The sequence below is a fragment of the Prevotella melaninogenica ATCC 25845 genome (assembly GCF_000144405.1).
Taxonomy (GTDB): Bacteria; Bacteroidota; Bacteroidia; order Bacteroidales; family Bacteroidaceae; genus Prevotella; species Prevotella melaninogenica.
Map to the genome: position 1 here is coordinate 1037775 of NC_014371.1, position 22747 is coordinate 1060521.

Below are 22747 nucleotides of genomic sequence, written 5' to 3' on the forward strand. Positions count from 1 at the left end.
AGCATGCAGACCTCACTTCTTTTATCAATGTAGGCAAAGTTAATAAAAAAAAACAAATAAGCAATGAGAAAGGGAGGATATTACGTAAATAATACACTCTTGGGGGAAGTGGACAAGTGAACGGGTAGACGAGTAAACGAGTTGATTGTAAAGAAAGACAGGGTAACAAGGGGACAAGTGGACAAGTGAACGAGTGGACAGGTGAACAAGTTAATTGTGGAGGAAGACAAAGTAACAAGGGAACAGGTGGACAAGTTAGACGAGTAGACAAGGGAAAAAGATGATAGTGGAGGAATACAAAGTAACAGGGGAACAGGGGTAAGTACTTATAATATATGGGGTGAGAAGGGCTTGAAAAAAGCAAGAGACTAATACACTTCTTACAAGAAGAGTTTAGTTTTTATTTGCTGTCACTTTTAACACTTCAAGTAATCACACTGTAAACTAACAAGTTAGACGAGTTTTTCGAGTGATAGGAGTGACAGCAAAGTTTGTTTTATAGAAATGTATTAAGAAAACAAAGCGACATGAGGGGTAACAAGTTAGACGAGTGAACGAGCCGACAAGTTAACAGGTTGCTTGTGGAGAGTACAAGGCAACATGAGAACTCGGTTTCCGTTATGCAGCTAAATCTATAACAAGTCACAAGGAGCAACGACTTTCTGATTTGGGTCCATACCACGTCTTTTCATTAGTTTACCAAGTCCGAAGATATGATAAGACTTGATAGGCTTGGGCGTAGCAAGTTGAATACCAAACTGATCCTTATAGATATCATATATAAGTTCTGAACAATAATACTTATCATTATTAAACTTAAAGGCTAAATCATAACGCTTACCAAGGTATTTAGCGTACTTAATTTTGACAGGTTTGTTCAGTACTCGTCTTCTCTTATACCTTCCCATCTTACCCCTATCAATCCATTTTTTTAGTGGAGTGAGCTTGACAACATTAGAAGCTTCAAGCACATAGGGTTTTCCTTCCTTCTCTACAATCACACCACAATGTGACCACGGAGAATTAGTTGCTAATTGAATAAAAGGCGACTGACGACTTTGCGATACTTGAAAGATTAAGTCTCCCTCCTTAAAATCATTCGTCAATCTTGGAGTTCGCTGCGCATACAATGCAATAGCAACCAATAGTAACATGATTATTGTCTTAAACTTTTTCATTATTATTCTGTTATTCCTTGACTTACAAGGACTCTAAAAATACATTTCCCGTTACTTAGGAGTAGCCGTAAAGCGATTGCAAAGGTAATGATTCTAATGCAGAATGTCAAGCGGAGCAGACTTTTTTGTTGCCAACAACTCATTCTCAAGACATCTCTACCCTAACCACCAAGAACTCTACTCCCAAAGGACTATGAGTACTAATGGAAAGCAACTACCTAAATCCACATCGCTATGAACAACGAGGAAAACGATGTATCTTAATCCTTGTTTTAATGTAAAAAGTTCTAAGAGTTACTACTTTTGAGCACGATACAATCATCAATCAGTCCTTATCCTTATTCTAATGGAGGATACGCTCGGAGCTCATGATTGAGTTCTTATAAATTTAATTTATTCTGGAGTACTCATATTTACTGCATATATAATAATATACCATATTGCATAATATAGTAATATAAAAAATAACCATTTAAGATATTTACAAGCTTTTCTCATATCTAAATATTTTATATTTCGTAAATCTATAACCAGACGCAGGAAACATTGATTTCTGTTTGAAATCAGAAACCCATTGTTCACCATTCCATATTGCTATATGCCCAAAGATATGGTTTTTAATAGCAGGAAATACTATTATATCACCTTTCTTATAATTTTTAGTATCTATTACTTTAAAACCATATTTCGGTAATACTTTAGAATAATAGTAAGCTGGATAAATTCCTATTGGACATCCTCCTGCTTGCATAGCCCGCATAACAAACCATGCACAACAAGTATGTGATTTACTTAATGCATTATTTGTGACATATACAGCTGTCTTTTCTGGATTATAACTAAAATTTCTACTCCAAATAACAAGAACGGATATCAGAATTATTACTATTGATAAAATCTTTTTCATTATTTAATTGAATCTAATTTACCGACTCTGGAAACATCTCAATCTCTTCGTCTTAATCCTTGTTTTAATGGAAGATACACTCAGAGAAAGCAAGACATACGAATCCTTTGTATAAGCAGGATTGGTATTTATAAGACCAATAACACCTTCTCTTGTTAACCGAAATTAACTGCTTTCTAAGCGAGTGCAAAGGTAGTATTTTTTAAGCAAGATGTCAAGGAACGCAGGCTTAAATCTTATTAGCCAAAGGTAACTTTTTTATAGGTTATTGCCTGTCTGATGTTTCCAAAAGCGAGAAGTGATATCCTCAAAACTTCCATCTGTACAGCGGCGGTACATTCGTTGATTGGTACGTGGGGAATCAAGTCCACCCAAATGGCGGAGGTAGGGTCCCACTTTGATATAGTCGAAATGCTGTTGATCGATAAGCGGAGAGATTGCTGTGCGCCCAGTGTACCAACCAACCTTCAAACCGTGGTGACATTCTTGGACATATTTCGCAAGCAGGTCAACAGCCGCTGGGTCGCCATCGCCCCCCATAAACCCCACACAGGTAATGGTGTCTTTCGCACCATGAATCAGCGCAGACAGTGCTTCAGCCGTCAATTCATCTCCCCTATTTACCCACAAGAACTGACTATGACAGCCCGGACAGCGACACGGACATCCCGAAATATTAATGGCAAGCGTCACCTCATCGGGAAACTCCTGAAAGACGATATCTGTATTGATATAACGAAGCATTACTATCTGATTCTTTTTGCTAAACATGCTTATGTTCAAGTGATTATCTTCACCCACGCAACACCGTGTCACCTCCTTTAATGTGAACGATTTTCTACTCTACAAAGATATAAAGAAAGTATTAAACAAAGCAGACTTTATGTGGAATTATTGATAAAATTTATAAGCTTTGTCGCTGTCATTCTTTATACCATCGCACTTTTGTAATATTACTTTTAGTTCCGTCCGCTCTATCTCTGTGTACCCATCTATTCTTAGCAGAATACATATTCTACACAAATAAAAGATAAATATGCTCTTTGAATAGTATAGATTTTACCAATTTCTATTCCAAACAATCCAAAATAACTATCTATTTTGTAATAAAAAACTCAACACTTGAAAATCAACACATGCTCTTTTAGGTTCGTAAAGACGCCCTTTTGGCTTGCAAAAGGTGCCCTTTAAGACCCTTACTAACGCCCTTTTGGAATCCAATTAAGCACCTTTTGAAACACTGTTTCGTAACTTCTTTATAGCGAGAGGGTTACAAAAGTAGAAAAGAAGACCTTTCTTTAGCCTTTTTTCGGTATAAAAGCACAAGATAATGTAAAGGAAATTCAGAAACGACAAAACGTCCTCAGCAATCTGAAAGCAGATTGTTGAGGACGTTTTATATGATTTTAGGAAACTATTTATAGCTCGGTTTCTACTTATTACAGATTCATCCAAAATATGGAGTGATAAACTAAAGACCTTACATAATAAGGCACACAGAGCTAAAGAGCGGACGGAGTTAAACACAATATCATGGAGGTGCCAGCGGCACAAAGAGCAACGGAGGTGTAGCGTACAGATTCTTGATTGCTTTTGGGGCTAATGAGTTGTGAATAAAATCTATAATAAAACTGGCAAATAACCTCCTTAGCTCCATGCACCGACGGTGCCTCTGTGGCTTCTATCGTTTTTTAATAATCCTCCGTTTTCTCCTTTTCTCTGTGTGACATTACGTCAATACTCTAAGCTTATGAGATAAACCTTATCACTCCAAATTATCGAAGGCTCTTATTACAGGCTCTCTGGAATCTGTTTCTTCGGACTGATACCTAATGTTTTTAATCCTTCTAATCGGCGAACGATGTTACCCTTACCCTCGTTTAGTTGACCCTTCGCCCTGTTGAAGTCTTGCTGTAGGCGGTCGATGTCGACACCTAACTTCACGAAAGTCTCTGCAAAGGTGACGAACTTATCGAAGAGTTCGTTTGATTGGTGGAGGATTTCCTCTACATTCTTTGTCATACGGAAGTTCTGCCACATCGTATGTGTCAACTGCAAAGCCATGAGAAGATTGCTTGGACTCAGTATGATAATATGCTTACGATAAGCGTATTGCAAGATAGATGGGTCGGTCTTCAAAGCAGCAGAATAGCCACTTTCGTAAGGAACGAACATCAGTACAAAGCCAATACAGCCCGGTACAAGTTTCTCGTAATTCTTAGCCGACAATTCGTCGACATGCTTCTTGATAGAGGAAACATGTTCCTTCAAATAGCGTTCACGCTCCGTTGCATCTTCTTCTCTGATTGCTGCCTGATAAGCCGTCAGTGAAACCTTAGCATCTATCACGGCACGTTCTTCGTTCGGGAAGACTATCACGGCATCTGGTCGGAAGTTATTACCGTCCTTGTCTTTGTAGTTCTCTTGCAGAAAATACTGTTGCCCCTGAATAAGACCGCAGTCTTCCAACGTCTTATCGAGAATCATCTCACCCCAATCGCCCTGCATCTTAGAGTCGCCTTTAAGGGCTTGTGTAAGCGAAGCAGCATCATTACCAATACGTTCCGTCTGTTCACGCAGTTCCTTCACCGCCCGTTCTTGATCCTCACGCATCGCCTTGATGGTCAGTTCCTGCTCCGCATGAAGACGTTTCATCGCCTCCTCGAAGGTCGTTTTAATCTCTGTTTTGTTGGCTGTATTCTCCTTACTGTTGTTTGTAACAGTCTGATTAAAAGCCTCTAAACGCTCTTTTAGTGGTGAGAGGAGAGCGTCCAAACGTTCTTTATCAGCCGTATTCATCTTCTCCCGACTCTCATCCAACATTTGAGCAGCCATATTGCGCACCTCCTCCTGCAGGAGTCGGTTCTTCGCTTCAGCCTGCTTCTGGAGTTCGTCGCGTAGCTGTTCGCCATGCTTTCGCTCTGCCTCAAGCTGCTGCAAAGCATTCTCTTTCACCACCGCAATACGTTCGTCAACATTCTTTCGTTCTGTTTCAAGTTGACTACGGAGGACAGCTAATTGCTCACCAGCATTCTTCTGTTCCTGTGTTGATTTGTTCTTCATCCAGAGGAGCATGATGCTTGCACCGATGATGATGCCGAGAAGTAGATAAATTATTGCCATACTTGTTCTTTTTCATTTGTTTTCTCCTCATATAAAGCCATGAATGAATCGACTTTATAGAGCCTCAGTAGCGCCTCAACAGACATGAATAGCACAGGCTTCTATCATGAGGACTTTGCCACATCGTAAAAGTCACCTTATTTATTATTGGATAAAAGCGTCCGAAACGATACGATTAGCATGACAAAAATACAAATAAAATCAGAGAAAATCGCCCCTTTTAAAAGAATATTTTTTCAGTACACTCAGACTAAATATTGCAAGGAACAGGGTGGTTCAGCTCATCATACTCATACGTATGCGAACTCCTTCCTCCTAACTTCGCCTTGTTGAGTTTCGTAAGCGACGTTGGGTTGGCAGCATTCGTAATACCGAGGATATTATCCACAGCATCATAACGATACCTATTTCCCATCACAGTCTGACCATCCGCTGTAAGGTTCATCACCTGCAGACGTTCACGCTGCTTGTCGTAGGTATAGGTAGTCTCCGTGCCATTACCGTACGGACAGTCTTTGTCACCTCACCCTGCCTACCATAGTAATACACTTCCCCACCCGAAGTAATTCACCTTTTCATGGTCTTATAATGCAACCATTTTCGTCATAAGCTATACTCCTACTATGTTGCATATCCTTCTGGTTGGACTTTATAGAATCTAAGAAACCTGTCTTTTTGTTAAAGTAAAAGACTTTCCTCTTTAGAGATAACTTTTGATTTCTAAACGAACTTCGTGTACAAACTTGCTGCAGACTATTGTCTGGCATAAAATATTAGAATCAACTCTAATCACAATCTGGTCAGTATTTCTATAGTACTCAAATTGATGGATGCTATCAGCATATACACACTTAAAATCGGGTCTTCAGCAATTTGGAGTGATACCTTTTGAGATTAGAAATTTAAAGATAGGTCACACAGAGCAAAGGAGAACACAGAGGTTTTATATAGTTGCAATCGTTAGGCACAGAGGCACAGTTGGTGCGTGGAGGAACAGAGGATATCTGTGAGTTTTATTAATGCTTTGGTCTACTTCATTACAAAGCAGTGGTTTGCAAGATTAGTTAAAACGTTTATTACCAAAGCTATCAGCAACACGTACACTACGGCTCTGTCGCTCTTTGTGCCTTCGGCACCTCCGTGAGATTGTCTGCTTTCACCTCCGTGTTCTCCCCCTTTCTGTGTGCCTTTTATAAGCAGTAGGCTTACTTTATCACTCCATATTTCGGAAGAACCAGAACTTTTACTTAAAAATTCTAACGTTGTGCTTTCGCACATTCCAACAATTATTAGTAAATTTGCAGCGCAAAAATATTATATTCACTTCCCATATTTATGGCAGAAAAGATAAGAATCAAAGACATTGCAGAACGTGCAGGTGTAAGTGTTGGAACAGTTGATAGAGTATTGCATAAACGCCCGAATGTATCGGAATCCGCACTGAAACGAGTGGAAAAGGTGCTGAAGGAGATGAATTATCAGCCGAATGTCTACGCAAGTGCATTGGCTTATAACAAGAGTTACACGTTCTATTGTTTGATTCCAAAGCACAGCAGTGAGGCTTACTGGGAAGAGATTGAGATTGGTGCCATGAAGGCGGTAGAGGCACGTAGAGACTTTTATATCGACTTGGAAATCATGTATTACAGTCGATTGGACCCTCACTCTTTTATCGAGACCTACCAGAAATGCCTTAGGCAGAATCCGGATGGCGTTATCCTTGTCCCTACGACATTAGAGGTGACACGCCAGTTCACTGATGAACTGCACGATCGCAACATCCCTTTCATTCTGCTCGACTCTTATATGCCATCGCTGCAACCGCTGTCATTCTACGGACAGGACTCTATCCAGAGTGGTCGTTTTGCTGCTCGAATGCTGATGCTCATTGCTCAAAAGGAGGAAAGCATCATGCTTATGAAGCAGACGAAGGACGGAAAGATGGCAAGTCGTCAGCAAGAGAATCGCGAGGTGGGCTTCCGTCATTATATGGAAGAGAACTTCCCTAATATTAAGATCTTGGAGGTAAACCTCCCATTAGACGAGGAGCGAAAGCGTTATGATCATATCTTAGAAAAGTTCTTCAGCGAGCATCCAGAAGTACACCATTGTATTACACTGAACTCAAAGGCGCATATCGTGGGTAAATTCCTGCTGAAGACGCATCGCCATAACGTTCAGATTATGGGCTATGACGTGGTGCATAAGAATGCTGACTGCCTGCGAGAGGGTAGCATATCGTTCCTCATCGCACAGCATGCCTACCAACAAGGCTACTTCAGTGTTGACTCCCTCTTCCGTGCTATCGTGCTGAAAAAGAAGGTTGAACCAGTCAACTACATGCCTATCGACTTGCTTATGCGAGAGAATATAGACTTCTATCATAGGTCGTGGGGGTAAAATAAAAAGCCCCACCCCGACCCTCCCCGAAGGGGGAGGGAGACAAATTTGCTAAGGGTTAGGTGGTGAAGGAGCCCAGCTCAGTCCTCTTTCGAAGGGGTAGGGAGGCAAGAATGCTATAAACAAGATGAAAGAAAGGTAGTAAAAGGGGGATGAAATTAAATAAAAGAAGGCATTGATAAAAAGGGTGATGATGCTTAACACATGACGTGCGGAGGGCTAACACATAATGTGCGAAGGCTTAGCACAAGATGTGCGGAGGGTTAAAATAAGATATGGTAAGGGTGAAAAGGGGATGAATCATAGGTTAATAGAAATCATCAACACCTAACATTCAACAGCTAACAATTAACACCCAACATTCATCATTTATCATTCAACATCTGCACAATTCATCAACACCTAACATTTAACACCCACCACCCATCCTCCCTCACAAATCATCACCACCCATCACACAACACCAAACACCCAACAAATGACAGAAAACAAAAAAGGACTCCTCGCGTTGAGTCCGTTACTTGTGTTCATCGTACTATATCTGGTCACTTCAATCATATCGGGTGACTTCTATAAGGTACCGATTACCGTGGCTTTCATGGCTTCGAGTATCTTTGCTATTGCCATATCAGGAGGCTATCCACTCGCAAAACGAATTGAGATATACAGCAAGGGAGCCAGCACAGACAACATGATGATGATGCTGTGGATATTCGTACTTGCTGGAGCATTCGCCAACTCGGCTAAGGACATGGGCAGTATTGACGCTACGGTCAACCTAACCCTCTCTGTCCTACCAGATAACATGCTGCTGCCAGGACTCTTCCTCGCTGCTTGCTTCATCTCTATGAGTATCGGAACGAGCGTTGGAACTATCGTTGCACTCACCCCTATCGCAGCAGGTATTGCCACTTCTACGGGGAGTTCGCTTCCTTTTGTCGTTGCAATCGTCGTCGGTGGTTCGTTCTTTGGCGACAATCTTTCGTTCATTAGCGATACAACTGTTGTGGCAACAAGAACACAGGAGTGTAAGATGGCAGATAAGTTTAGAGTAAACTTCTTCATCGTTGCCCCTGCAGCAGTCTTGATTCTGCTTGTTTATATCTTCTTGGGAAGAGACATACATACGACAGGACAAGTCGCTAACGTTGACATCTACAGGGTCATACCTTACATGGCAGTACTGGTTTGTGCACTCTTTGGTATGAATGTGATGGCCGTATTGACCATTGGAATTGTCCTCACAGGTGCTATCGGTATCATTGATGGCAGCTACGACGTCTATGGTTGGTTTGGAAGTATGGGCGCAGGAATCAAAGGAATGGGCGAACTGATTATCATCACGATGATGGCAGGTGGTATGTTAGAGATTATCCGTGAGAATGGTGGTATCGACTATCTCATCAAGATGATCACCCGACACGTCAACAGTAAGCGCGGAGCAGAGCTAACAATAGCTTTCCTCGTAAGTTTGGTGGATATCTGTACAGCCAATAATACGGTAGCAATCCTTACCGTGGGCGGTATTGCGAAGCAGATAGGCGACCGCTATGGCGTAGATAAACGTAAGGCAGCCAGCATCCTCGACACCTTCTCATGCTGTGCGCAGGGTTTGATTCCTTACGGTGCACAGATATTAATGGCAGCAGGTTTGGCAAAGATAAACCCTGTGAGCATTGTCCCATTCTTGTATTATCCAATGTTATTGGGCATCACAGCCTTCCTTTCTATTCTCTTCCATTATCCCCGTCGTTATTCATAACATATCATCATCACCCAACATTCAACACCCATCACTCACCATTCACCACTCCATTAAACATATCATCAACACCCAACACTCATCACCTAACACCCAATCACCATGCAACCAATAGAATCATCTGGAATGGACATCATTCAACGCAACTTCTTTCGAATCCTTTGTTCGGGCGCATTCGGCACACAGTCGAACCTCGAACCGATGTCGCCTTTCAAATGGCGAAGACTCATACAGATGGTTGAAGCACAACAAGTGATGCCTATCTTTATCAATGGTATCGCAAGACATGCTATGGATGAAGGACTCAACCTGCCAGAGAGTATCATCACTGACATCAAAGCAAAGCAGGAAGAACGCAAGACTTTAACTGCAAGAATACCCAAGACGGTCAGACTTAGCAATGCGTTACTGAACCGAAGACTCAAGAATCTTATCTATAACGAACTGCATAGTATCGACACTTCGATTGAGGCGATTGATATGTTAAAGTTGATTGTCAACAACTCTGAGACAATGTTTACACGTGGTATGAACTTAGGTGGTATCATTACGATGGGCGAATACCTAAGAACTCGGGGTAATAAGGTAGACTTCGTGAAACTCGAGAACTGGCTGAACACCCTGCAGTTGAGTGCTATGGCAGAGCTACAGGGTAATGTTCTCATCTCCGTCTTTGGCTTTGAAGAAGACGAAATCCCCTTTGTTAGCAAGAGTGATCCTAATGCTTACCGCCTCACATTACGCAGTATTTCAGACTTAGCGAAGGACACTGCGCACGAATGGCACTTCAAACAAAACGCCGTAGGATTTGTACAAAACAACAGTTCCGTACTTCGTCGCAACGTCCGTCGCAGTCTCCGCTACGTCAGGTATGCACCCATTGAGACAACCAGCAACTTCTTTAGCAACTTCGTCAGAAGCCTTTCTGAGATTGAAGAGTAAGCTTACGTCTTTACATTGTTAGCCTTAATTCTAAGCTCTCTTGTACCCTCGTATAGCTGTAAAACTTATTACAAAAAAGAATTGATGTATTTACAGAGTTTATGCTTATAATATAACAAATGAAGGGTTGCCTGAATTGTCTAATAAGCTACAGTTTAGTAACTTCTTTTTTACTGCGTTATGCAATAAAAAAGGGACTGATTCTTTTGGAAAGAGAGTACCATTTTGTGAAAAAATAATTTTCTTTTATAATATTTTGATATAACAAGTTATTTTTATACATTTGCAAAATATTAAACATTGATAAAGAGAATTATTTCTCTTATCATACATTTGAAGGAAAGCATCATAAACTCTGTGATAATAATCTATGAGGTTAAAGATTTACTTTCCTATAAACTTAAGTTTACTGAGTATCTAACACTTTCACGTTAAATCTAAGTTTGAAATATAATTTTAATCTAAATAATTCATGTGTAATAATCAAAATCCAAAGGAAAGCCAAATAACTATTTGCCTTGAAGATAGCAAGTATGCTCATGGCTTAAAGCAAGAAGAGAGTATTCATTCTCACAACTTCAATCGTGTTATACAGTTAATAAAGAATCAAGTAAAGAAGTTAAATACTGAAAAATCTCCTTATAATGTTGAACATCAATACAATACTATCTCCATCTTTGGAGGAAGAGGTACTGGTAAAACAACTTTTATTCTTAGTCTTTTACAAAGCATAGAAGAAGAATACAAAAACGATGCTGAAATTCTAAAGATTATTGATCCTACTCAAATGGAAGAGAAGGAACATGTATTCTTAGTTATTTTGTCATTGATTGATACGGAAGTACGAAGAAAAATTGAAAGTCATAGAAAAGACAATAATGCAAGTTGTTGCTGCTTTGAAAAGGAATGGAGAAATAAGTTAAGTTCTTTAGCTAAAGGTTTGCCTACACTTGAGGGACTAAATAAGAAGCAATACGAAAATTGGGACGATGATTTGTACATTGTCGAGCGTGGATTAAATAATGTAAAGTCCGCATACGATTTGGAAAGTAATTTTCATGAATTGGTAGACATTGCTTTAGATATTCTTGGTAAAAAGTTTTTTGTTTTAGCTTTTGATGATATTGATGTCAACATGTCAAAAGGATGGTCTGTTCTTGAAACGATACGTAAATATCTTACTACACCTAAGTTTGTTATTTTTCTTAGTGGAAATCTTACGCTCTATTCATATAATGTCCGTTTACACCAATGGAATCAACTTAAAGAATTAAAAACATTTGAGGAACATGACTACAAAAGCCAAGTAAATCAGTTAGAAGGACAGTACCTTTTAAAGGTGCTTAAACCAGAGAATAGAATCCAATTGAGAACATTACTCGACTACAAGCACATATATCAAACATCATATATGATAAAGGAGGAAGCCAAAGAAATAGTAGAAGTATATTCTACTATCCTAAATAACTTTGGTATTCATAAGAACTCAACTCAACAGTTATTTATCGATTATTTATTAGGTCTATCTATTCGTAGTCAGATAAGCATACTTTCAGATTATAATGAGCCTGATATTATGAGTCAGATTAATGCATATGTCTCACGTATGATGGTAGCTGATATTGATGTAGACCTTGCTATTAAAAATCCTATTTTTACAATCATATCGATTGTAGAATATTTGAAAAAATCAAATGGTTTTCCACATTCCTATTTGCTTATTCCTAACACTATCAATCATGATATGAATGGGGTCCTTATGGGGTTGACTACTATATTTGCTAACCAAGTTAAACAAAGTCCATGGATTATATTCGATTATATGCTTAGAGTAGGCTACACCAGAAATCTCAACTTGCAATTAAGTCCAACAGCCTTTGATCAAATATTATCCTATACTGGTATCACGCAAGATATGTCAATAAAGAATATAGTGCTTTTAATGACTGCAGTAGGAAAGGCAAACAATCTAAAGTTACCAGAATTGATACTATTAGAAGGACTTGCCCTAAAGGCGAAAAAAAACAAAAAGGAAAAAAAGAATGCAATTGATATCATTCTCAAAGGTGATAATATTAGTATGACACCAAAGGTATTAGCTTTGTTACCATTATTTTCTTTGGGAAAAGGACAACATCAAAAAACAGAATTGTATTATTCCGTACTTCCATTGTTGTCGACAATATGTATGATTATTCGTTTGGGAAAAGATGCATCATCTATCAAGGGCCTGCTTAGTGATTTAAGTTTGCATCGTACTTATCCTATGCCATCAGAGGGACAAATTATATCTGATACTGCTGAAGAGAATATTTCTTCAAATGAAGAGTTATCAGAAAAACTTGATATAAATATTGAGGACGAATCTGTAAAGAGATTGGTAAAAGCATTAATTGCTTGGAGGGAATCCTTTATCCATGATAATGAAAATAGTCCAATTCCTCCTTATCTGTTAGGTCGTATTATGACTCGTTTTACTTCTGCTTTGATAAATGTACCTAATAAGGAGAATTTAGCAGAACTATTCCAACAGCATTTGATTGTTTTCTTAAACTCTGTTTTGATAGAGGAAGCTAAAGAAATATTTGGTAACAATTTAAATATCAACAATAATAATCCAGTAGGCTCTCCACAGTTATTCTATGATAACTTAGGAAAAGTAACAAGTAAAAACGAAGATGGGAAATCCTATTTTGATTCACTTAGTCTTGTACGTTGCTTATTATCTTGCCCTCTAATTAGTTTTTTCTTTAGTACAAAAGTTTCTTTAGAAATTAATAAACATGTCAACGACATTATTATTAACGACATGAATTTATTCAACACCTTGAGTAAGGCTAATTTTGAAACAAAAGAGAATGACGTAAATGGTAAAATTGATATCACAAAAAAAAATATAAAAGAATCCCTGAAACGTATTATAGATGAAAAAGGAGTGGAATTCTTTAGAACAAATATTTATGACATAGAAGATAATAGAAAAGCTTATAAGGTGTTAAAGAATTTACCTTTCGTGAACAGTATTGCTCAAGACTGTGCAAGGAGATTAAATAACCGATTTAAAAGAAAGTACATAGACAAACAATAAGGTGATTATATCCATCTGAAACATGAAAAGTAACTCACACATATCATACTTATTAACCGATCATATTTCCCGATCCTCTTACCAGGAAGGGGAAGATGTTACATTGGACGATATTGAACGCAGGCTTATGATAATAGCGCGGGAACACAACTATGTAATCCCGCACCATTATCTAAGACTTGTATCTGAAAGTTCGTTTAGAGGAATAACAAAAGTAAGTCAAGTTTTTACGCAAGGATTAATCCAACTTGCAAATGATTTCTTAGAAAGGAGAAACAATCGTATATATGTTAGAATAGAGAAGTTTAATGCTTGGCAAGAACAAATAGCATATATTCCTCCTATGCTATTGATATCTGCTTACATTTTCAATAATGTCATTTCTTCCATTACTGACATTACGTCGGACTCTTTTTATAATCAGTATATTGCACCCAACTTGGGAAACACGAGTTTGATACCTCCATACATATCTCAATTAGAAGAATTGAAGAAAGAAAATAATGGATTTAATGACCTTCATATTCATCTAAATGGTACGATGGAGACTGATTCTGTTTGGCTTGATATTTTGCACTACCCAGAAAGAGTCATTCACAATATGGAAGAAAGTGCAAAAGGTAATAAACTTGCAAAAGAACAATATGAGCAGTTTGATAATTGGACAAGACCTGATAAACTGAAACGTTTAATAATGCAAGCTATCAAACTTAGAGATTTTCTTTTCTCTGAGATCTGTAAAGTTGTACCTGTTATTGAATCATTTACAAGACAGGCTGAGAGTAGTCTTTATATCTCAGTACTACATTATCTGTCTATGTACCCTGACAATAAAGAAGTAGCCAGTTCTTTTCACCATTATTTACTCATACTTGGTCTTGTAAATCAAATGTTGGTGCAGCAACCCCAATGCTTTGGATTTGAGCAGTTCCAACAATACACATCAAATGGATTAAGAGAGTATAGCGAACAAGAGTATGAACAGCGTTTCCTTCAATTGGCTGGAAATCAGCTTGACAATATTAGAATTATTGAGGGACGATTCTCACCTAAGGATATACAAGACAAAAATGATCAATTAATTGATAAAATTCGAAGAGGCTGGTTACTTCTAAATAATAGGCAAGATTGCAATAAGTCAGATATAAAGCTCATTGCACATTTTATAAAGAGGGCAGATAAACAAAAAAAAGATATTCGATTTAAAGAACTAAGACTTAAGAATAAAAAGATATGTGAGGCACTAATCTCATTGCGTAATAGTGGCAGTAAAAATGGGAAGGCGATAGTCGGAATAGATGCAGCTGCAAGCGAGTTTGATACACCCCCAGAAGTGTTTGCTCCAGTTTTCAAGAAGTTACGCAAAAAAGGATTCCAGCATTTTACATATCATGCGGGTGAAGATTTTTATCATCTGCTTGGTGGATTAAGAGCTATATATGAGGCTATAATCTTTTTAGATTTGCAAAGAGGTGATCGAATAGGACATGCGACAGCAGCTGGCGTTGCCCCAGAGACATGGGCACACAATGTAGGGTGTGAAGTTGTTGTTCCAATAGGTGCATATATGGATGATCTTCTTTTTGTGTATAATTTAATTAGCAATAATGAATGTAAGGCTTTAGATTCATTAATGCCACGGTTATATATGCGTATAACGGAACTATCAAGAGAAATCTATCCTAATGATGATTTTCAAGTTTATGATCTTATATATGCGTGGAAGAGAAGGCAAGAAGATATATTAGAATTGGTAGATAGTGGGGAACTAAATAATATTAAGGCCTTGAAGAGATATCATCAAAAAGAGTATGTTGAGAAATACAAAAAGGAGATAAAGGTAAAGATCTTCGAGATTCTTGATGAGAAAGCTCTGAGAGAAGTACAATTAGCTGTCTTGAAGATAATGCACCATAAAGAAATAGCCATTGAAACTCTCCCGACGAGTAATATCTTCATAGGTTATCATAATAGCTTTAACTCTTATCATCTTGTAAATTGGATTAGATGGGAGAAGGAAGGGAAACCAATTCCTCCAATAGTTTTAGGTACAGATGATGCTGGGATATTTGCTACAAACATTTATAATGAATATTGCCACATATATACCCTGTTAGTCTACGAGTATGATTTCTGTATAAATGAAGCTTTTGAGATAATAAGGAAGATAAATCGAGATGCGAATTATTATATTTTCAATAATGATAGTCTGAATGCTGCGAATAAATAAGAATACCGAATATAGTATGGATTCTGAAAAAAGGTGATGTTATTTAAAACATGGTCCTTTCGAAATTTAGATGGATAAAGGCTCTCTAACAAGTGAGAAAATACAGCAAATCTTACATAAATAGTTTTGTTTTGATTTGCTGTCACTTTTAACATTTCATGTAAACTCTTTGTAAACCAATGAGTTAAATTTGTTGTTTAGATGACAGGAATGACAGTAAAATTATTTTCAAAGGTTGTCTTGTTCGGAAGTATAGATTGTAGGAGCGTTCTATTACTTGAGAGAAACTCTTTATGATTTTACTTTTATAAATTAATTTTGAAAGGAAGATAAACGAACTGTATAAATGAGGATAAGTAGTTTTTCTACACTTTTCACCCTCATTAAGCATTTAATCAGATATTTTTTGTATCTTTGTCCATGGATAGTTGAAATCCAGAATATAAAAACCTAAATACAAAAATCATATTAATCGAGATGAAGAAAATCTTACTTTCAGTGGCATTGATGATGGCTACATTCTCACTTCATGCCACAGATGCGAACTATCAAGTAGTTCCTCTCCCACAGAGTATTACTGCTGAGAAGGGTACACCATTCGTTTTGGATGCTAACACCGTTATTAATGTTGCAAGCAACGATGAGGCTATGCGCCGTAATGGTGAATTCTTGAAGCAATATATCCAAGAGGCAACTGGTATTGCGCTCAATGGTATGAACAAGAAAGGAAGTACTATTACCTTGAAACTCAATGCAAAGGTTGAGAATGAGGAGGGTTATGTTATCACCGTAAAGGGTAAGAATATTATCGTTGAGGGTAAGACTCCACGTGGTGTATTCTATGGTGTACAGACCCTTCGCAAGTCATTACCATTGGAGAAGGCAGAGAACGTAACCTTCCCAGCAGCTCGTATCGTTGACTATCCACGCTTCGGCTATCGTGGTACGATGCTCGATTGCGCTCGTCACTATTTCAAGATGAGTTTCATCAAGGAGTTTATCGATATGTTGGCACTTCACAATGTCAACACCTTCCACTGGCATCTCACTGAGGATCAGGGCTGGCGTGCACAGATTGACCGCTATCCAAAGCTCACTGAGGTTGGTTCAAAGCGTGCGCAGACAGTTATTGGTCGTATGACAGGACTCTTTGATGAGACCCCATACGGTGGTTATTATACAAAGGATGAGATGCGTGAAGTTGTGAAGTATGCAGCTGATCGTTATATCACTGTTATTCCAGAGATTGATATGCCAGGCCACATGCTCGGCGCATTGGCAGCTTACCCAGAGCTTGGTTGTACTGGTGGTCCTTACAAAGTGGCTGAGCAATGGGGCGTATTCCCAGACATTCTCTGTGCTGGTAACCCTAAGACCTACGAGTTTGTGAACAATGTTCTCGATGAGATTGTTGATATCTTCCCATCAAAATATATCCACATCGGTGGTGATGAGGCTCCACGTGATCGTTGGAAGACCTGTCCACGCTGTCAGGCTGAAATCAAACGTCTCGGCTTGAAGGGCTCTAACGGCTTCCCTGCAGAGGCTCAGTTGCAGGCTTACTTCATGAATCAGGCTGCTAAGCACTTGGCTGAAAAAGGTCGTAACATCATCGGTTGGGACGAGATTCTTGAGGGTGATGTAGACAAGGGTACAACTGTCATGAGCTGGCGTGGTGTGAATGGTGGTATCGAGGCGGCTAAGCGTGGCCTGGATGCCATCATGACTCCAGTAAACTATTACTATCTCGACTACTATCAGAGAAAGGATAACACGATGACCCTCATCGGTGGTTTCCTCCCAGTTGAGACAACTTACGGCTACAACCCAGTGCCAGACGACGCTGCACCTGAGTTGAAGAAACACGTTAAGGGTGTACAGGCAAACCTCTGGACTGAGTATGTTATCGGTCGCGACCTCGCTTTCTTCCAGCTCCTCCCACGTGTTGCTGCTATGGCAGAGACTGGTTGGACAGAGAACGATAAGAAGGACTTCGCTTCTTTCAAGGCACGTGAAACCCGCCTGAACGAGCTTTACAAGCACTTCGGTTGGAAGACTTGCCAGGACCTCTACAAGGAGAAGAAGTAACATCAAAGCGTATTAGCACCGTCTAATACAAGCTAAAATATATTCGGCTGATAAGGTGTGAGGGTTATCCTCGCAGCTTATCAGCTGTTTTTTTATCAGTAGAAGGACTTATAGAGAAATAAAAGTAAGAGAAAAAAGGCTTGTAACTATTCAGCGGTATCGATCAGTCTGTATTCTCTCCTCTAAAATCTTCGTATAAAGGCCATAAAGATGCTTATTTTTCTTGCGTATTTCAGATTTTCTTTGTACCTTTATACTTATGAAAGAGTGAGTTACGGACATATCAAAAGTATTACAAGGCATGACGGAAGAGATGCGATTATTGCGTAGAACTGTCAATCAGCAGTATGCCGAGATTATCAAATTGAACCGTAACATAAATGCTCTGAACCTTGAAATTCGCAAGAAAGATACGGAACTTATAAACTTACGGGAACGCTTGGCTAAGTATGAAAATCCTGACAAAAATTCTAATAACAGTAGCACTCCGCCAAGCAAGGAGCGTATAAAGGATGAGGTTATCAGAAGAACAAGAAGCCTCCGTAAGCCAAGTGGTAAGAATCTGGAAGGACAAAAGGGGCATGATGGGCATAAGTTGTCTTGCTCTTCCATACCTGACGAGATAATCGATGAGGCACCCAACTATTGCACTCGTTGCGGAGAATCTTTATCAGATGCAGGACGTGTGATTGATTATGTGACGCAGGTTATTTCCATTCCAGAATTGAAGCCCGTAATAAAGGAAATCCGACACTATGTGATGGTATGCAAGAACTGTGGTGAACGTATTCGGGCGGCACCACGACGGCGGTCAAACAACGTGGTATATGATTCAAGCGTAAAGACCTTAGTGGTTTATCTGAGTGTCGTGCAATTTCTTCCTTACGGTCGCATAGCAAGTTTTTTGCGTGAGGTATTTGGACTCACTCCAAGCGAAGGCTCACTGGTGAACTGGGCAAATGAAGCAAATGAGGCAAAGAAAAATGCGCAACCTGTGATTGATAAGATTAAAGAATATATTAAGGCATCAGCTGTTGTTGGTTTCGATGAGAGCGGCTTGTACTGTAACAAAAGACTCGACTGGGAATGGATTGCACAGACTGTTTATTACACATTGCTTTTCCGTACTGGTGGAAGAGGATCGAAGGTGTTAACAGACAAATTTGGCGATAGCTTGGAACAAATGACTGTCGTTACCGACCGCCATAGCGCATACTTTGTACTCCATTTTCTCAATCATCAGGTATGCCTTGCTCACTTACTCCGCGAACTGCAATATCTCTCAGAGTTGAACACTGAGCAAGAGTGGTCTGGAAAAGTAACCAATCTGTTCCGTGAAGCCATTCACGAGCGGAACACTAATCCGAACGACGTTATAGACAAGGTGACCCCGACGTTTAGACAATCTGCGCAAACAGAATATAGAGAGGCTTGGTAAAAAGTTTATGGTTCTTTTGAAATATGGAGTGATAAACTAAAAGTCTTATATAATAGGCACACGGAGTCACGGAGGGGACGGAGGTAAACGCAATGTCACGGAGGTGCCGACGGTACAAAGAGCGACGGAGGTGTAGGGTATAGTAGGGTGATAACTCTTTTGGGGTAAACACTTTGTATATAAATAGCTAATAGAATTGGCAAACAAGCTCTGCCGCTCCATGCACCAATGGTGCCTCCGTGACTTTTATTGCTTGGGCTTAATAATCCCCCGTCCTCTTCTTTTCTCCGTGTAACATTTCGTCAGAAACCTAACCTTAAGTGGCAAACCTTATCACTCCAAAATACTGAAGAACCAAAGTTCTTTTTATTATTTAATTGTGTACAGAATGACGGATAATAGGAAGTTTTTAACTAAATTTGCGTTCTGAAATAAGGCTACGTGCAGTTATGTCTATTAAAAGTTATCTCCAAAAATTGTCTTTTCGCACAGGTGTTATCGTACTCCTGATGTGTATTCCCTTTTATATTCTTTCATTCGTTCAAGTGTTTTTCCCAGTATCAACGGCAACGAAAGGCATACTGTTTACTGTCTTTTTCGGACTGGCAAAGAGCTTTCAATATGGCGGCATCGCTATCCTTGGAAAGGAAGGCTACAAACGCGTGAAGGGCTATCTTAAGCGAAAGAAACAGCTGAAAGATGAGACTATGAAGAGTGATAGCAACAGAACGCCTCGCTACTGCCCTGACCTTTTCTCCAATCCAGAGATACTTTCTGGTATTCGTCTCATCATCTTCGACTTCGATGGAACGCTTGGCGATTCTCAAAAGCTCATTACCGACACGATGCTTGCAACGATAGAACGTCTGAATTTACCGATGAGAAGTCGTGAAGAATGCGCCCGAACGATTGGTTTACCATTGAAGGAATATTTCTCATCAATCATCCCAATGACGGATGAACAGGCTGAGGAGTGTGCCGAAGTGTATAGCGAAATATTCAATGTGAAGAACGTTCCCGGTGTTGTAAAAGCCTTTCCGGGTGTTGTTGAAACGTTGGAAAGACTTTCTTCGCAAGGCATTCTGATGTCTATTGCAAGTAGTCGTAGCCATAGAACGCTTGCAAAACTGATGGACGAATTAGACCTCTCGAAGTATATCACTTATCTGATTGCTGCCGACGATGTTGTCGAGAAGAAACCAGCAGCTGAATCAGTACTTAAGACTTTGCGTCATTTCAACATCGAAGCACACGAAACCCTCGTCGTTGGTGATACCGAATTCGACATTCTCATGGGCAGAAATGCAGGTACACACACCTGCGGAGTTACCTACGGTAATGGTAGCAAAGAGAGTTTAGAAGCCGCAAAAGCAGAGTGGATAGTTTGTTAAATAATGTATAATTCCTTGGTAGTTTCGTAATAAACCACTACCTTTGCACTCGCAATTCAGGAATGCACCTCGGTTCATAGATGAATTGTTCTTAATTAATATCGCGGGTTGGAGCAGTTGGTAGCTCGCCAGGCTCATAACCTGGAGGTCGCATGTTCGAGTCCTGCACCCGCAACTTCAAAGCTTAGAAATACTTAGTAATAAGTTTTCTAAGCTTTTTTCATGTCCACCAAAAACTAATATTAATTCACAATTCAGAATTCACAATTCATAATTATGATTACCATTATAATTCAAAATTCATAATCCATAATTCATAATTATGATTACTACTATCATTCAAAATTCAAAATTCAGAATTCAAAATTCAGAATTATGATTACCATTGTAGGAAAAATATTCAACTGGAAAAATCAAGGGTTAAAGCACAAATCAAAAAGTTCAATGTTCAAATCTCAAAGTTCAAAGGATAAAAAGGGGTCAGTCCTAAAACCCAGTTGCAAGCCTATACTCTTAAGCACATAATTTCATAAGTATTTATTACCTTTGCATCATGAAGAATCACCAATTATTACGTTGCATCTTTCCAGATGTACTTGCTGACTACTTTGATGTTGTCGATATTCAAGAGAGTGTTTCGCAGATTGACTTTTGGCTTGACGAGCGTAACTTTATGGAAAAGTCAGATCATAAGTTAGGCACTGTAAGCAGTTATGGTTTTACCAGCGAGCGTGTTATTCAGGACTTCCCCCTTCGTGGCAAAGCAGTTTACCGCCATGTTCGTCGTCGCAAGTGGCGTGACAGTTCCAACGGAGAGATATTTACTTATTCATATGATGATTTGACGGCTGAGGGTAGTAGACTATCTCCCGAGTTCGTTTCTTTTTTAAAAGAATAGAATTGAGTCCACTGCAGAGAGCATCGCAAGCATTGGTTCGCACTATGGCGTAAATGGCAAGCTGTTATCCACACAGTACAAGGAACATTTCAGTGATTACCGTAGCTGGGATCAGTTGGATCATGCTCAAGACTGGCTATTGTTTGAAGATAACATAGGAGAGAGTCTAAGTATTGATGAGACCTGTCTAAGCTGTGGCGAGGTTTATACTTTTCTGACCAACAAGGCAGGAAAGGGCAGAGAAGGGACTTTGGTAGCTGTGGTTAAAGGGACCAAGGCAGAGGACGTCATCCAGATTCTCAAGAAGATAAACCTTTCTAAACGAAAGACTGTCAAGGAGATAACACTCGACTTATCATCTTCTATGATGCGCATAGCCCGTGCTGTTTTTCCCAAAGCACTTATTACCAATGATAGATTTCATGTGCAGAAACTATATTATGATGCTCTGGATGACATGCGTATCGCTTACCGATGGATGGCAAGAGATAAAGAGAATGAGGAGATAAAAGAAGCTAAATGTAAGGGTAAGGAATATATACCATTTAGATACAGCAATGGTGACACGCGTAAGCAGTTGCTTGCCAGAGCAAAGTTCATATTGACCAAGCACAAGACCAAGTGGACTGAAACACAGAAAGGTAGGGCAGAAATCATCTTTGAACATTATCCGACACTGAAAAAGGCATATGATTTGGCTATGAAACTTACCGATATTTATAACATCAAGAGCATCAAGGATGCTGCAAGGCTGAAGTTGGCAAAATGGTTTAATGAAGTTGAAGAGTTGGGAGTGGACAATTTCTACACAGTGATTGACACGTTTGAAAATCATTATCAAACCATACTCAATTTCTTTGTAAACAGAGCTACGAATGCAAATGCCGAGTCATTCAATGCTAAGGTTAAGGCATTCAGGGCGCAGTTCAGAGGAGTCACAGATATTCCTTTCTTTTTATATAGGCTTATGAAATTGTGTGCTTAAGAGTATAGGCTTGCAACTGGGTTTTAGGACTGACCCATAAAAAGTTCAAAGTATTCAACGCTCCTTGGTGGTGTGTGAGATTTAAATAACGCACATTCAATTAGTAAACACGAATGCTCTCGGTTAGAAATATATTTACAAAACACATATGAAAAGGGCTGGGGACTGAGCTGAAAACAAGAAAATTTACCACATTTGTAAGTCTTTTGTAATCAATTAGTTGCGGAAGTGTCTTCCAAAAGGTACCTAATAAGACTTCAAAAGGGCGTTAGTAAGGGGCTTAAAGGGCATCTTTTGCAAGCTAAAAGGGCGTTAAT

Annotated in this window: 14 protein-coding genes, 1 tRNA gene and 1 pseudogene; 11 read left to right on the forward strand and 5 right to left on the reverse strand. The window is 39.3% G+C overall.

Annotated elements, in window-relative coordinates:
• Nucleotides 1-632 precede the first annotated feature (632 nt).
• From HMPREF0659_RS11015 to HMPREF0659_RS11035, 5 genes and pseudogenes are all read right to left on the reverse strand, one after another.
• Complete coding sequence (locus tag HMPREF0659_RS11015) at nucleotides 633-1178, reverse strand: YiiX/YebB-like N1pC/P60 family cysteine hydrolase (protein WP_013265569.1); 546 nt, start codon at nucleotides 1176-1178, stop codon at nucleotides 633-635.
• Nucleotides 1179-1659: 481 nt separating this feature from the next.
• On the reverse strand, nucleotides 1660-2085 hold the full coding sequence (locus HMPREF0659_RS11020) for a CHAP domain-containing protein (RefSeq protein ID WP_013265316.1): 426 nt from the start codon (nucleotides 2083-2085) through the stop codon (nucleotides 1660-1662).
• A 258-nt stretch (nucleotides 2086-2343) separates the two neighbouring features.
• Nucleotides 2344-2829, reverse strand: coding sequence for an anaerobic ribonucleoside-triphosphate reductase activating protein (gene nrdG / locus HMPREF0659_RS11025; RefSeq protein ID WP_044046113.1), 486 nt, complete (start codon nucleotides 2827-2829; stop codon nucleotides 2344-2346).
• A 1047-nt stretch (nucleotides 2830-3876) separates the two neighbouring features.
• Entirely contained in the window at nucleotides 3877-5208 is a 1332-nt protein-coding gene (locus HMPREF0659_RS11030; RefSeq protein ID WP_013265076.1) for a DNA recombination protein RmuC, read from the reverse strand.
• Nucleotides 5209-5473: 265 nt separating this feature from the next.
• Nucleotides 5474-5710: pseudogene (locus HMPREF0659_RS11035) on the reverse strand (hypothetical protein); the annotation flags it as partial.
• An 833-nt stretch (nucleotides 5711-6543) separates the two neighbouring features.
• On the opposite strand from HMPREF0659_RS11035, the gene HMPREF0659_RS11045 reads away from it, so the two are divergent.
• The 11 genes from HMPREF0659_RS11045 to HMPREF0659_RS11095 all read left to right on the forward strand — a co-directional run bounded on the left by HMPREF0659_RS11045 (nucleotide 6544) and on the right by HMPREF0659_RS11095 (nucleotide 22430).
• A complete protein-coding gene (locus HMPREF0659_RS11045) occupies nucleotides 6544-7608 on the forward strand; it encodes a LacI family DNA-binding transcriptional regulator (protein WP_013265225.1) in 1065 nt (354 codons plus the stop codon).
• A gap of 478 nt (nucleotides 7609-8086) precedes the next feature.
• Nucleotides 8087-9370 carry a Na+/H+ antiporter NhaC family protein gene (locus HMPREF0659_RS11050; protein WP_013265309.1) on the forward strand — a complete coding sequence of 428 codons (1284 nt, stop codon included), beginning with the start codon at nucleotides 8087-8089 and terminating at the stop codon, nucleotides 9368-9370.
• Nucleotides 9371-9496: 126 nt separating this feature from the next.
• The gene (locus HMPREF0659_RS11055; protein ID WP_044046209.1) at nucleotides 9497-10312 is read left to right on the forward strand and encodes a hypothetical protein; all 816 of its coding nucleotides are present in this window, start codon (nucleotides 9497-9499) and stop codon (nucleotides 10310-10312) included.
• Nucleotides 10313-10784: 472 nt separating this feature from the next.
• Nucleotides 10785-13400 (forward strand): hypothetical protein, encoded by a 2616-nt coding sequence (locus HMPREF0659_RS11060; RefSeq protein WP_013265719.1) that lies wholly within the window; start codon nucleotides 10785-10787, stop codon nucleotides 13398-13400.
• A 22-nt stretch (nucleotides 13401-13422) separates the two neighbouring features.
• A complete protein-coding gene (locus tag HMPREF0659_RS11065) occupies nucleotides 13423-15630 on the forward strand; it encodes an amidohydrolase family protein (protein ID WP_044046115.1) in 2208 nt (735 codons plus the stop codon).
• A 477-nt stretch (nucleotides 15631-16107) separates the two neighbouring features.
• Nucleotides 16108-17718 (forward strand): beta-N-acetylhexosaminidase, encoded by a 1611-nt coding sequence (locus tag HMPREF0659_RS11070; protein WP_013265747.1) that lies wholly within the window; start codon nucleotides 16108-16110, stop codon nucleotides 17716-17718.
• A 301-nt stretch (nucleotides 17719-18019) separates the two neighbouring features.
• Nucleotides 18020-19156, forward strand: coding sequence for an IS66 family transposase (locus HMPREF0659_RS11075; protein ID WP_013265780.1), 1137 nt, complete (start codon nucleotides 18020-18022; stop codon nucleotides 19154-19156).
• Nucleotides 19157-19605: 449 nt separating this feature from the next.
• Nucleotides 19606-20547, forward strand: coding sequence for an HAD-IA family hydrolase (locus HMPREF0659_RS11080; protein WP_013265486.1), 942 nt, complete (start codon nucleotides 19606-19608; stop codon nucleotides 20545-20547).
• Between the two features lie 102 nt (nucleotides 20548-20649).
• A tRNA-Met gene (locus tag HMPREF0659_RS11085) sits at nucleotides 20650-20722 on the forward strand.
• A gap of 378 nt (nucleotides 20723-21100) precedes the next feature.
• Nucleotides 21101-21445 carry an ISAon1 family transposase N-terminal region protein gene (locus tag HMPREF0659_RS11090; RefSeq protein WP_013265111.1) on the forward strand — a complete coding sequence of 115 codons (345 nt, stop codon included), beginning with the start codon at nucleotides 21101-21103 and terminating at the stop codon, nucleotides 21443-21445.
• A gap of 1 nt (nucleotide 21446) precedes the next feature.
• On the forward strand, nucleotides 21447-22430 hold the full coding sequence (locus HMPREF0659_RS11095) for an ISAon1 family transposase (RefSeq protein WP_458692618.1): 984 nt from the start codon (nucleotides 21447-21449) through the stop codon (nucleotides 22428-22430).
• Nucleotides 22431-22747 lie beyond the last annotated feature (317 nt).